The following is a 12,014-nucleotide window of genomic DNA, read 5'->3' on the forward strand; positions in this document are numbered from 1 at the left end:
AATCTGTGCGGTAATCTGTGTTTGCTCAATGTTCTGCCGGGAGTTTCCTTACTTGATGGGTACTTGATCCACAACATGGGGATACGGTCATGACCACCGACACCACCGAGCGCGGCCTCGAACGCCTGATCTGCACCGCCCTGACCGGCGCACCCTGCGACGCGCAGCAGAGCGGGGGCACGGTAGCCTACCCACCAGCCCCCTACGGCGGTGCCGGGTACATCTGCGGCCGCCCCGGAGACTACGACCGCGAGTACTGCGTCGATCTTGTGCAGTTCTGCCTCTTCCTGCGTGCGACACAGCCCGAGGTTGCCGAAGCGCTCGAACTCAACAGCGACAACCCCACCCGGCGCAAGTTCCTCGCCAGGCTCCAGGGCGAGATCGCCAGGCGCGGCACCATCGACGTGCTGCGCAACGGGCTCAAGCACGGCCCGCACCACATCGACCTTTTTTACGGCACCCCCTCGCCGGGGAACGCGAAAGCCGCCGAACGCTATGCTCTCAACCGGTTCAGCGTCACGCGCCAGCTCCGCTACAGCCGTGATGAAACACGGTATGCCCTCGACCTCTGCCTCTTCATTAACGGCCTGCCGGTCGCCACATTCGAGTTGAAGAACAACCTGACCAAACAGACCGTCGAGGACGCAGTCCAGCAGTACAAACGCGACCGCGACCCGCGGGAGAAACTCTTCGAGTTCGGTCGCTGCGTCGCACACTTCGCCGTGGACGAACACGGGGTGCGTTTCTGCACCCATCTTGCAGGGAAGACGTCGTGGTTCCTCCCCTTCAACCTGGGCTACAACGACGGTGCCGGCAACCCCCCGAACCCATACGGGCTCGAGACGGACTTCCTCTGGAAACACGTCCTCACCCGTGAGAGCCTGACCGATATCCTGGAGAACTACGCACAGATCGTCGAGAAAAAAGACGAAAAGACCGGCAGAAAGAGACGTGAACAGATCTTTCCGCGCTACCACCAGCTCGACGTAGTTCGTAAACTCCTCGCCCACGCCGGGCGGACCGGTGCCGGCCGCCGCTACCTGATCCAGCACTCGGCAGGCAGCGGCAAGTCGAACTCGATCGCCTGGCTCGCCCACCAGCTCATTGGTCTCAAAAAGGATGAGAAAGAAGTCTTCGATTCCATCATCGTCGTCACCGACCGGCGCATCCTTGACCAGCAGATACGGGACACCATCAAGCAGTTCGCCCAGGTCTCCTCGACGGTGGGTCATGCCGAGCGCTCCGGCGATCTCCGCCAGTTCATCGAGGCCAATAAGAAGATCATCATCACCACCGTCCAGAAGTTCCCCTTTATCCTCGATGAGATCGGAGGCGAGCACCGGGGCCGCCGCTTCGCCATCGTCATCGACGAGGCGCACTCAAGCCAGGGTGGAAAGACATCGACAGCCGTCAGCATGGCGCTCTCCAGGGCCGGGGCCGCGGAAGAGGATGAAACTCCCGAGGATGCCATCAACCGCATCATGGAGTCGCGCAAGCTCCTGCCCAACGCGAGCTACTTCGCCTTCACCGCCACGCCCAAGAACAAGACCCTTGAACTCTTCGGCGAGCCGTTTGAGGAAGGCGGGCAGATCATGCACCGGCCCTTCCACAGCTACACTATGAAGCAGGCAATACAGGAGGGTTTCATCCTCGATGTTCTGAAAAGTTACACACCGGTGAACAGTTACTACCGGCTGGTCAAGACGGTCGAAGGAGACCCGGAGTTCGACACCAAGCGGGCGAAGAAGAAACTCCGCCGCTACGTCGAGAGCCACGACCATGCTATCCGGCTCAAGGCCGAGATCGTGGTGGACCACTTCCATGAGCAGGTGGTCGGGCTCGGGAGGATCGGCGGAGAGGCACGGGCGATGGTGGTGACGAGCGGCATCGAACGCGCCATCCAGTATTACCATGCTATCGAGGAGTACCTGATCGAGCGCAGGAGTCCATACCGGGCTATCGTCGCCTTCTCAGGCGAGCATGAGTATGGCGGCACAAAAGTGACCGAAGCCTCGCTCAACGGGTTCCCCTCGAACAAGATCGCCGATAAGATCCAGGAACATCCGTACCGGTTCCTGATCTGCGCCGACAAGTTCCAGACCGGCTATGACGAGCCGCTGCTCCACACCATGTACGTGGACAAGATGCTCTCGGGCATCAAGGCCGTGCAGACACTCTCCCGCCTGAACCGGGCGAACCCGCTGAAGCATGACACCTTCGTGCTCGACTTCATGAATGACTCCGACACCATTCACGAGGCGTTCTCCGCCTACTATCGCACAACGATCCTCTCTGAGGAGACCGATCCGAATAAACTGCACGATTTGAAAGGGGAACTCGACAACTATCAGGTGTACACGCCGGACCAGATCGAGACACTGGTTGAGTTATACCTGGGCGGCGCGGATAGGGACCGGCTCGACCCGATCCTCAATACCTGCATTGACACCTACAAAGAAACCCTCGATGAGGATAGTCAGGTGGACTTCAAGAGCAAGGCGAAGGGTTTCATCCGCACCTATGGCTTCCTCGCCTCGATCCTCCCCTATACTAACGCCGAGTGGGAGAAACTCTCGATACTGTTGAATCTCCTGGTGCCCGGGCTCCCCGCACCCCGGGAGGAAGACCTCTCGAAGGGTATCCTTGAGATGATAGATATGGACAGTTATCGGGTCGAGAAAAAGGCGGCAATAGCGATCCAGCTCCCTGATGCAGATGCCCTGATTGATCCAATCCCCACCAGCGGTGGGGGACGCAAGCCTGAGCCGGAGCTTGACAGGCTCTCAAGCATCCTCAAGATATTCAACGATCAATTCGGCAACATCCCCTGGAGCGACGCCGACCGGGTCCATCGTCTGCTCACCGAAGAGATCCCGGCCAGGGTTGCTGCCGACAGCGCATACCTGAACGCTCGCAAGAATTCCGATAAGCAGAACGCCCGTATCGAGCACGACAGGGCGCTACTTCGCGTGATGACTGCCGTACTCAAGGATGACACGGAACTCTTCAAACAGTTCAGCGACAACGAAGGGTTCCGGCGATGGTTGTCCGATGCCATATTCGCGCTGACGTACACCGAAGCGAAGGTCTAATCTGCCCGGGTGCAACTTGCACCTGCGGCTCCCCGAACTTAGGGTGCCCCGCCTCTGTCTCGCGGATCGACTCCCTGCTGTTGGCGGGGAACGACAACGCTCATCTGCTCCTCACCCCCAGGTACGATCAGGAGGCGAGCAGAACCCGTATGGCTGTCCGGGCACAGCGTGAGGAGAAGAGCAACTTCGTCGTGAAGCTCGAAGAAGTGCTCCCGGAGATTCAGGAGCGGTTCGGCGTGACGAAGATCGGCATCTTCGGATCGACCGCCCGGGGCGATGGCCGGCCCGAGAGCGATGTGGATGTGCTGGTCGAGCTGTCGCCGGACCACCTCACGTTCCGGAACTTCACCGCGCTCGCAGATTTCCTGGAGGAGCTGTACGGGCGGAAGGTCGACCTGCTCACCGTCGGAGGGATCGACCCTCTCATCCGGCAGGATGTGGAGGGTGAGGTGGTCTGGTGTGAGACATGACGAAATTTTCCTCCGCCACATGCCCCACGAATAAACCGGAAGGTCGGATATATCTCGCTTATTCCGATCCAGAGATACAGGTACGATTGCGTTTCTGCGCTTTAACAGGGTGTGCTATCATCATCCAGTACACCGAAATTAACAATTATGATAAGGTTGGTGTACTAAATGAGGAAAGTGAGGGGCGGCAAGTGACAATTGAGATCCTGAAGTCCATCGCCCGCAACGGGCAGGTATTCACCCTCGAGCAGTTGCACCGGCAGACACAGATCCCGAAAAACGTGCTTTCCGTGATGCTCTCCCGGTGGGAAGATCGGGGCTTCGTCGAGCGAATCGAGAGGGGGAAATATCTAATCATCCCGCTTGAGAGCGAAAAGGGCAAGTATACGCTCCACGAGTTCGTGATTGCATCGCACCTCGTCCGGCCGTCCGCGATTGCATACTGGAGCGCTCTCCACTACCACGGCCTGACAGAGCAGATCCCGATAACGGTCTTCGTCCAGACGACGGCGCGGAAGAAGAAGAACCAACTTGAGGTGTTCGGCGTGGACTACCGGATTGTGCGGGTAAAGCCGGAGAAGTTCTTTGGGTTCAAGAAGGAGTGGATCGAGGAGACACAGGTCGTCGTTACCGACAGGGAGAAGACAGTGATCGACTGCCTCGACAGACCCGAATACGCGGGAGGGATCGTCGAGGTCGCTAAGGCGCTGGAGAGCGCATCACCGGATCGCGAGACCCTGAGTCGATACGCCCGGCAGCTCGGGAACAACGCTGTTGTCCGGAGGCTTGGGTACCTGAGCGAACACCTGGGAATTCCGCTGGACCTGCCTCTCCCGACATCCAGGAACTACCTCCTCCTCGATCCTACGATGCCGCGCCAGGGAGAGAACGACCCGAGGTGGCGGCTGGTCATCAACACCGAGATCACACGGCAGGGGGACTCCGGGTGATATCGATTGTGGAGATTAAAGAGGTCGCCCGTGCCTTCGGGGTTCCGCCCTCGACCATCGAGCGGGACTATGCTCAGAACTGGCTCCTCGCTCATCTGAGTGCCCTCCCCATGGCGTTGAAAGGGGGGACAGGAATCCGGAAAGTTTTCATCGAGAACTACCGCTTCTCGGACGATCTCGACTTCACCCTGCTGGAACCGTACGAGAAAGAGACGCTGCAGGAGGCGGTGAAGGATGCGGTAGCCCGCGCGCGAGAGGAGAGCGGGGATGCCGTCGGGCTGATGCTCGAACACCAGATCGGTAGCCCGCGCGCGAGAGGAGAGCGGTGTTGTTCCAGCGCCCAGACCAGCGCAGGGATCCGGTAGCCCGCGCGCGAGAGGAGAGCGGTATCAGGTTCGAGGAGGATATCGACATCATCGAGACGACGACCGGATTCCGGGCGACAACCCTGTTCAGGATCATCCCTATGAACGCATCTACCCCGATCAGGATCGTCATCGACCTCACGACCATGCATAACGAGAGCATTCTGCTCCCCGTTGAGAAGAGGCAGATCTACCACCCGTACTCTGACAACCTCACTGCCCGGGTGACCTGTTACTGCCTGGAGGAGATCATGGCCGAGAAGATCCGCTCTCTCTTCCAGCGGGTACGTCCCCGGGATATCTACGATATCCGGCACCTGGCCGACCGCGTGGACCCCGATGCCGTGAGGGCCATTCTCCACCGGAAATGCGAATGCAAGGAGGTCGTGCCGGACACCTCCGTGCTCGCGGAAAAGCGTAAACTGTTCTTAGCAGCATGGAACGCGTCGCTCCGGCATCAGATGAAGGCCGTCCCGGATTTCGAGGAGGCATTTGGAAGGGCGCTGGATTGTGTCGAACTCTACACCCGGTGACCGGGCGAGCTCCCGCGTGGTCGGGGTAATGATCGGGGTGATTGAGATGCCGCATACATGCGCAATCGAGATATTCTATAGCGACGAGGACGAGGGGTTCATCGCCGTCGTCCCGGAGCTTGCCGGCTGCTCCGCGTTCGGCGAGACCGAAGAGGAGGCTCTCTCCGGAGTGAAGGCGGCTCTCGGCCTCCGGCTCGATACCGCCCGGAAGGAGGGACGGGAGATCCCGGAGCCGGGCGGCCGGGAGCATTTGCGGGATATTCTTGCGGGGAAGGGTGTCCCCCGCGAACAGATGGCGTGATCACTCATTTTGAGGGGTGAGATGGCGTTTCTCACCCAAACAATTCGGCACCTTTAGGTATCAGGCGTTTACACTATTCCACAGGGCGGACAGGCACACGCGAATGCCCCATAGCACTCTGTTCAGCAATAACCAGAGCAGCCCAGAGATACGTCCACCGGGAAGGGAGTTACATGACTGATCCTGTTTACCTCGTCTCTGAAGATGACACTCTGGTACCGATGAGAGAGACGCCCTACGAGTATGAGGCCGAACTGCAGGGGCTCCTTGCGAACCACCCGGAACTCCTGCTCTCAACTGCTGAAGATGCACCGGAACTCCTGCTCGTAAAGCAGGAAGTCGGCGTCCCCGGGGATGAGAACGAAGGGGACAATTTCTCCCTCGACCATCTCTTCCTTGATCGGGAAGGGGTTCCCACGCTCGTTGAGGTGAAGCGGAGCACCGACACTCGTATTCGACGGGAGGTCATCGGGCAGATGCTTGACTACGCGGCAAATGCCGTGGCATACTGGTCGATTGACCGGCTGCGGGGGATGTACACTGCAACGTGTGAAAAGCAGGGAGCGGACCCGGATGAGGCTCTGGCAAATTTCCTTGGAAACACTGTCGATCCCGATATGTTCTGGGAGAAGGTGAAGACCAATCTCCAGGCGGGCAAAGTGCGCCTGATCTTTGCTGCCGACACAATTCCCAATCGTCTCCGCCGGGTTGTCGAGTTCCTGAACGAGCAGATGGACCCTGCCGAAGTGCTGGCAATCGAGGTGCGCCAGTTCACCGGAGACGGTGGCGTGCGGATGGTCGCTCCCAGGGTTATCGGCCAGTCGGCAAAGGCAGAGCAACGGAAAGGCGCTCCGGATGCGCGGAGATGGAATGAAACCGAGTTCATGACCGAACTCGGGCAGCAGCACCCTACGTTGGTTCCGGTAGCGAGAAATCTCCTGGCATGGGCGAACAACCAGCGCCTTTACATCTGGTGGGGCAAAGGGAAGCATAGCGGATCTTTCTACCCGCTCCTCAGTACACCCGGCAAGAACTACCAGGTCTTTGCGGTATGGACGACCGGCAAGATCGAGGTTGAGTTCAAGTACCTGAAAAGATATTCCGCGTTCATCGAGGGGGAGGGGCTTTGGAAGTTCTTCCATAAACTCAACGCGCTTCCGGGGGTTCAGATACCGGAAGATGGAATTCACCGTCTCCCCAGCATCCCGCTCAAAGTGCTGATGGATGAAGCGAACTATCGACAGTTCATCGACGCGGTGGAGTGGGTGTACCAGAAGCTCAGGCAGCAGTGATCACGTAGCTTGACCGCCTCCGGTGCATATCGGTAAAGTCAGGGCGGTGCTGGTTCCTCCTGGAAGCAGTACTCGCTATCCCGGGAGCGTGACGCCCCTCAAGAGATGACCGCGACCGGGACCGTTTGTTATATATCTTCATACAACAATCGTGAGATCATGTCTGCGAGCGCCGGATCCGCCCACTCTCCCACACTCAACACGATCCAGATGGTTGAAGAGTTCATTCAGGAGCACAGCGGCGAATACAAACGGCGGGCCTTGTGGGAGAACCTGCCGAAGAAAATGATGTACCAGACGTTCAAGACGATCATCGAGTATCTTCTGGAGTCGGGGAAGATAGCAAGCGATTCGCGGGGGACAATCTGCTGGATTCACGACCCAGATATGGTCCGGAAGTATGCAATGCGCGAAGACCTGCGGTTCCGATGAAGTGCCAAATCTATTTTGCAGACGAGCAGGTGCGGGAGGCCTTCCAGGCTCTTCAGGCCTCCCAGGATCCCGGGGAACGTCGGCTAGCTGAACTGCTGGTCCGGGCTCTCGGCAGAATCGCGGCAGATGCCTTCTGCGGGATCCAGGTGCCAAAGAAGTTGATCCCGAAAGACTGCCACAAGAAACACGGGCCGCTGAAGAATCTCTGGAAGTATAATCTCACCCGTTCGTGGCGGCTCGTGTATACCGTAGCCCGCGATGACGATGTAAACGCGGTCATCATCGAGTGGTTGGACCACACCGGCTACGATCGTCGGTTCGGGTACTGAGGGCGGCTTTTTCGGCAACCCCCTCTTTCAACCAGACACTCTTTCGCGATCACGAGGTCTTCGAGTTCACCTACCTGCCTGACGAGTTCCACCAGCGCGACGCCCAGACCCGTGAACTCGCCCTCCTCGCCTGGGCGGCACCGGCAAGACTGCCACCGTCCGCCGGGTCATGCCCCAGCAACCGTTTAATATAGTGAACGATCGTTCACTACATTACATGCTCCGCGAGTTCGAGAAGTTCGTCGGGTTCCGGATCCTCACCTGATTCCTCACCTACCCCACAGGCGAGATCCATATCAGCAGGCTCGCCCGGGGGATCGGGGTCAGCCCCGGGAGTGTCAAGTCATATGCCGATGCCTTCGAGCGGGACGGACTTCTCACCGTCACTCTCCTCGGCACAGCAAGGATCCTCTCTCTCAATAACGACTCCTTCGCCGTCCGGGAATTGAAGCGGACCCGCGTGGTCCTTCTCCTCGCCCGGGCCGGAATCGAGGAGATAGCGCCGGGAAGCATCGCGGTCGCGATATACGGGAGCACATCGGCGGGGACCTTCGATGAGCAGAGCGACATTGACATCCTGATCATCGGTGACGAAGGTCAGGTCGATCACGACCGGGTGCTGGCACTGGAGGCGGAGACCGGCCGTGAGGTGCAGGTGACGGCCGTCCCCTACTATCGGTGGGAGCAGATGAAAGAGGCAGGTGACCCCTTTGTCGCCAGCGTTCTGCGGAATCACGTGCTCGTCACGGGAGCTGCCTTATGAGGTGGCGGGAGTGTCGATCGGGGTCTTATCCGCTCCGACCAGGGGGCAAAGGAGCGTGCCCCCGGGTCACTCGCCGACATTCTATCTTGAGGATCCCTTCAGGCCAGAGGGATCCTGTCACCGTCGGCGGTCTCGCTCCCCTCATTCAGCCGTACGTGGAGCGGGAGATAGTCTGGTGTGAAGCATGATCCGTCTTTCCTCGATTAGCTCCCTTTCCATTCCCTTCTGCGCGTCTCAGAGAACAAGCGCTGTATTCTCTCGATGAACTGACCAGCATGCTCGATGGCGGCTAAAACCTCTGCATCGGTCGGCGCCGGGACGAACGAATACTGGCTCTCATGGCGCTGTGTTCTCAGCCTGCCAAACATCAGCACCCACTCCCCTTCGAGATCTCCTGACTGCGCATAGTGGTTGAGGTACAATTCGATGCAATAATGGCTCTTCTCGCGGATACCGTCGCGGAAGAGCACTGCACGGGCGGCATGGAACCATGCCATATACGCCCCGGTCAGGCTCATCCGCCTCGCACCGATACCGGCAATCTGCCGTGCCTCGTCAAGATAAGATTGGGCGAGGCTCAACGATTCTTTGGCTTTCTCCGCGGAAGGCGTGACCCTGCGGAGCATCTTCTCCCTGAAGCAATCCTCAAGCGTTGTCAAGGGATGCACCTTCAAGGGTTACGCTTGACCGGATGAGATTGATGTAGAACGGTTGATCGGTCTCTTTCAGGTCAGACAGCCTCTCCGGGGTGAGGATGAGCAGGTTTGCCTCGGTCCCTGCTGCCGCACTCGCGTCTTTCTCGACTCTCGCTGCAAGGATCTCGAGATCGGGTGTATACTCATCAACGAGCACCCAGAGGTCAAGGTCGCTGTCGGCCGTGTTCGTCCCCTCCGCATAGCTCCCGTAGATACCTATCCCCCGGCCCCACTCCGGGAGCGGAACCGATGCCGCAAGGAGGTCGATGTTAAGCAGGCGTTTCACTGCCAGACTTCGGGCGTTCTCATTCCAGGTGTATGCCCGGTCACGTTGTGTACAGAAACCGCCTTTGACAAGCAGGCGCAGGTAGCGTGAGACAAGAGGTTTTGAGGTCCCGGTTGCCCCGGCAACTGCAGTTGTTGTTATCTGACGTTGCCCGGCAACATACCGGAGGATGCGTATCCGTTCCTCGGTCTTGAAGAGTTCGGTTAACACCGGTTTTCCCATGTTGTTTCTGCCTCGTGAAGAGAATGTTTCTGCTCTGGAAACAAAATGTTTCCGGATCGGAAACATGGGGGGACAGGGACAGAGCCACCCGCGGTACCCGCAGCCGTCCACAGAGTTCTTAAGCCCTGCCCAGCCGTCGCCGCCGGTCCTCGCACAGAAAAGTAATCTTGCCATCCAACGCAACCCCCTGCCACATCTCTTGTTCAGCAGTCATTCAATGTATCGAACGATCGTTCAATAAATTGCATGCTCCAGACGTCTGAGAAGTATGTCGGATTCCGGCTCTTTGCCTGGTTCCTCACTCACCCCACAAGCGAGATCCACATCAACAAACTCTTCCGGGAGATTGCAGCCGCTCGCTCCCACTGATTGCCCGACACCGCATTCAGTCGAGGATACTCCCTGATGAGACCCCCCACAGAGGGCCTCCAGGTCTGTCTTATTTATCCCCGGCACCAGCCAGTCATCCCTCTCTCCGCAGGCGATCTCCCCAGGAAAAGCCTTTTTATAGGGAGGCCGTGCTATCCGCCACAATCGACACCGGGAGAGATCCAATGCCCCGTAGCCCCTCAACGAAGACCCTTGCCCCCGGCGGTGACGGGCCGTGACGCCCCCCGATCCCCTCATGGATGCCGTAGCCGCCGCCCTCTTCCTCCTCCTCGTCACCGGGGCGGCGTTTCTCTTCGGCGGCTACATCCACCGGGTCTTCTCCGGAGGAGTATCCTCGGGTCTCCCCGGCGCGATCGAGCGGGCGGTCTACCGGTTCATCGGGACCAGCACTGATGAGGAGACAGGATGGCGGGGCTACACCCGGGACCTGCTCATCTTCAACGGCATCGGGTTTATCGCCCTCTTTGCTCTCCTCCTCCTGCAGGGCATCCTCCCGCTCAACCCCGGGGGTGCCGGGGCATTCGACCTCCTGGCAGCACTGAACGCCGCCGTCAGTTTCGTCACGAACACGAACTGGCAGGTCTACAGCGGGGAGGTCTCGGCGAGTTACCTCTCCCAGATGGCGGGCTTTACCGTCCAGAACTTCCTCTCGGCCGCCACCGGGATCTCTGTCGCGGTCGCGGTGATGCGGGGGCTCACCCGCCGGTCGACCGACCGGATAGGAAACTTCTGGGTGGATATGACCCGCTCCGTCCTCTACATCCTGCTCCCCGTCGCCCTCGCCGCCGCCCTCCTGCTCGCCTCCCAGGGCGTCATCCAGAACCTGGACGCTTACGTCACGGCCGGGCCGCAGACAATCGCCATGGGCCCGGTCGCCTCCCAGGAGGCGATAAAACTCCTCGGCACGAACGGCGGCGGGTTCTTCGCCGCAAACTCCGCGCACCCCTACGAGAACCCGACTCCGGTCACCAACCTCATCGAGGCCTTCCTGATCCTGCTCGTTCCCGCCGCCCTCCCCTTCGTCTTCGGCCGGATGGCCGGGGCCATGCGGCAGGGGTGGGCTATCTACGCCGTTATGCTCGCGATCTATGTTGCAGCCCTCGGCACCCTCTACGCCGCAGAACTCGCCGGAAACCCGCTGGTGGGCGAACTCGGGGTCTCCGGGATCTCCATGGAGGGAAAAGAGGTCAGGTTCGGTCTCATGGGCACGGCGCTCTTTACCGCCTCGACGACCGCGACGTCCTGCGGTGCGGTCGACGCCATGCACGACTCGCTCACCCCGCTCGGGGGCATGGTCCCGCTGTTCCTGATCCTCCTCGGCGAGGTCGTCTTCGGCGGGGCGGGTTCGGGGTTCTACACCATCACCGGTTTTCTGGTGGTCGCCGTCTTCATAGCCGGCCTGATGATCGGCCGGACGCCTGAGTTCCTCGGCAAGAAGGTCGAGGCCGCGGAGATGCAGATGGCCGTCGTCACCGTCCTCGTTCCGGGGGTGCTCGTGCTCCTGTTCTCCGGCATCGCGCTCGCTCTCCCCGGAGCGATGGGAAACCCGGGTCCGCACGGGCTCTCGGAGGTGGTCTACGCCTTCGCGTCCATGTCCAACAACAACGGGAGCGCTTTTGCCGGGCTTGACGCCACGGAACCATTCTACCTTCTCGCAGGCGCGCTCGCGATGGCCGTCGGGAGGTTCGCACCGGCCGTCGCCATGCTGGCCCTCGCGGGGTCGATGGCGGAGAAGAAGGCCGTCCCCCCCGGCCCCGGGACGCTCCCGACCGCCTCCCCGGCGTTTGTGGCCTGGACGGTCATCATCATCCTGCTCGTCGGCGGGCTCACGTTCTTCCCGCTCCTCGCGATGGGCCCGGTTGCAGAGTACCTGATGATGGCAGGCGGGATGTGA

At 59.9% G+C, this 12,014-nt stretch carries 14 protein-coding genes; 12 read left to right on the plus strand and 2 right to left on the minus strand.

From position 1 onward, the window contains the following. Window positions 1–89 precede the first annotated feature (89 nt). The 10 genes from QZ408_RS01590 (at window position 90) to QZ408_RS01635 (ending at window position 8,527) form a co-directional block, all read left to right on the plus strand. Window positions 90–3,092 carry a type I restriction endonuclease subunit R gene (locus QZ408_RS01590; protein ID WP_292489118.1) on the plus strand — a complete coding sequence of 1,001 codons (3,003 nt, stop codon included), beginning with the start codon at window positions 90–92 and terminating at the stop codon, window positions 3,090–3,092. A 149-nt stretch (window positions 3,093–3,241) separates the two neighbouring features. Continuing rightward, complete coding sequence (locus QZ408_RS01595; protein WP_292489120.1) at window positions 3,242–3,562, plus strand: nucleotidyltransferase family protein; 321 nt, start codon at window positions 3,242–3,244, stop codon at window positions 3,560–3,562. A 191-nt stretch (window positions 3,563–3,753) separates the two neighbouring features. Next, window positions 3,754–4,512, plus strand: a complete 759-nt coding sequence (locus QZ408_RS01600) for a type IV toxin-antitoxin system AbiEi family antitoxin (RefSeq protein WP_292489122.1) — start codon at window positions 3,754–3,756, stop codon at window positions 4,510–4,512. A gap of 8 nt (window positions 4,513–4,520) precedes the next feature. Further along, a complete protein-coding gene (locus tag QZ408_RS01605; protein ID WP_292489124.1) occupies window positions 4,521–4,877 on the plus strand; it encodes a nucleotidyl transferase AbiEii/AbiGii toxin family protein in 357 nt (118 codons plus the stop codon). After that, window positions 4,841–5,410, plus strand: coding sequence for a nucleotidyl transferase AbiEii/AbiGii toxin family protein (locus QZ408_RS01610; RefSeq protein ID WP_292489126.1), 570 nt, complete (start codon window positions 4,841–4,843; stop codon window positions 5,408–5,410). Before QZ408_RS01605 ends, QZ408_RS01610 begins: the two co-directional genes overlap by 37 nt. Before the next feature lie 46 nt (window positions 5,411–5,456). Then, window positions 5,457–5,711: a type II toxin-antitoxin system HicB family antitoxin gene (locus QZ408_RS01615; protein ID WP_292489127.1), complete on the plus strand. Its 255-nt coding sequence runs from the start codon at window positions 5,457–5,459 to the stop codon at window positions 5,709–5,711. A 173-nt stretch (window positions 5,712–5,884) separates the two neighbouring features. Further along, entirely contained in the window at window positions 5,885–7,003 is a 1,119-nt protein-coding gene (locus QZ408_RS01620; protein ID WP_292489129.1) for a hypothetical protein, read from the plus strand. A 159-nt stretch (window positions 7,004–7,162) separates the two neighbouring features. Next, window positions 7,163–7,435 carry a hypothetical protein gene (locus tag QZ408_RS01625; protein ID WP_292489131.1) on the plus strand — a complete coding sequence of 91 codons (273 nt, stop codon included), beginning with the start codon at window positions 7,163–7,165 and terminating at the stop codon, window positions 7,433–7,435. Further along, window positions 7,432–7,764, plus strand: a complete 333-nt coding sequence (locus tag QZ408_RS01630) for a hypothetical protein (protein ID WP_292489133.1) — start codon at window positions 7,432–7,434, stop codon at window positions 7,762–7,764. The genes QZ408_RS01625 and QZ408_RS01630 overlap by 4 nt, the downstream gene beginning before the upstream one ends. A gap of 445 nt (window positions 7,765–8,209) precedes the next feature. Beyond that, window positions 8,210–8,527 (plus strand): nucleotidyltransferase domain-containing protein, encoded by a 318-nt coding sequence (locus QZ408_RS01635; protein WP_292489135.1) that lies wholly within the window; start codon window positions 8,210–8,212, stop codon window positions 8,525–8,527. Between the two features lie 203 nt (window positions 8,528–8,730). Here QZ408_RS01635 and QZ408_RS01640 read toward each other — a convergent pair whose 3' ends face one another. Both QZ408_RS01640 and QZ408_RS01645 read right to left on the minus strand, forming a co-directional pair. Continuing rightward, window positions 8,731–9,186, minus strand: a complete 456-nt coding sequence (locus QZ408_RS01640; protein ID WP_292489137.1) for a HEPN domain-containing protein — start codon at window positions 9,184–9,186, stop codon at window positions 8,731–8,733. After that, window positions 9,173–9,730 (minus strand): nucleotidyltransferase domain-containing protein, encoded by a 558-nt coding sequence (locus tag QZ408_RS01645; protein ID WP_292489139.1) that lies wholly within the window; start codon window positions 9,728–9,730, stop codon window positions 9,173–9,175. Before QZ408_RS01645 ends, QZ408_RS01640 begins: the two co-directional genes overlap by 14 nt. A gap of 246 nt (window positions 9,731–9,976) precedes the next feature. On the opposite strand from QZ408_RS01645, the gene QZ408_RS01650 reads away from it, so the two are divergent. Further along, the gene (locus tag QZ408_RS01650) at window positions 9,977–10,099 is read left to right on the plus strand and encodes a hypothetical protein (RefSeq protein ID WP_292489141.1); all 123 of its coding nucleotides are present in this window, start codon (window positions 9,977–9,979) and stop codon (window positions 10,097–10,099) included. Between the two features lie 235 nt (window positions 10,100–10,334). Then, complete coding sequence (kdpA, locus tag QZ408_RS01655) at window positions 10,335–12,014, plus strand: potassium-transporting ATPase subunit KdpA (RefSeq protein WP_292489143.1); 1,680 nt, start codon at window positions 10,335–10,337, stop codon at window positions 12,012–12,014.

Source organism: Methanoculleus sp. 10 (assembly GCF_913757945.1).
Lineage (GTDB): Archaea > Halobacteriota > Methanomicrobia > Methanomicrobiales > Methanoculleaceae > Methanoculleus.

What these genes read in the sequence shown, in the direction of transcription:
- QZ408_RS01625 (WP_292489131.1), top strand. Translation starts at nt 7,163, where the DNA reads ATGTCTGCGAGCGCCGGATCCGCCCACTCTCCCACACTCAACACGATC.
- QZ408_RS01615 (WP_292489127.1), top strand. Translation starts at nt 5,457, where the DNA reads ATGCCGCATACATGCGCAATCGAGATATTCTATAGCGACGAGGACGAG.
- QZ408_RS01620 (WP_292489129.1), top strand. Translation starts at nt 5,885, where the DNA reads ATGACTGATCCTGTTTACCTCGTCTCTGAAGATGACACTCTGGTACCG.
- QZ408_RS01650 (WP_292489141.1), top strand. Translation starts at nt 9,977, where the DNA reads ATGCTCCAGACGTCTGAGAAGTATGTCGGATTCCGGCTCTTTGCCTGG.
- QZ408_RS01595 (WP_292489120.1), top strand. Translation starts at nt 3,242, where the DNA reads ATGGCTGTCCGGGCACAGCGTGAGGAGAAGAGCAACTTCGTCGTGAAG.
- QZ408_RS01590 (WP_292489118.1), top strand. Translation starts at nt 90, where the DNA reads ATGACCACCGACACCACCGAGCGCGGCCTCGAACGCCTGATCTGCACC.
- QZ408_RS01630 (WP_292489133.1), top strand. Translation starts at nt 7,432, where the DNA reads ATGAAGTGCCAAATCTATTTTGCAGACGAGCAGGTGCGGGAGGCCTTC.
- QZ408_RS01645 (WP_292489139.1), bottom strand. Translation starts at nt 9,730, where the DNA reads ATGGGAAAACCGGTGTTAACCGAACTCTTCAAGACCGAGGAACGGATA.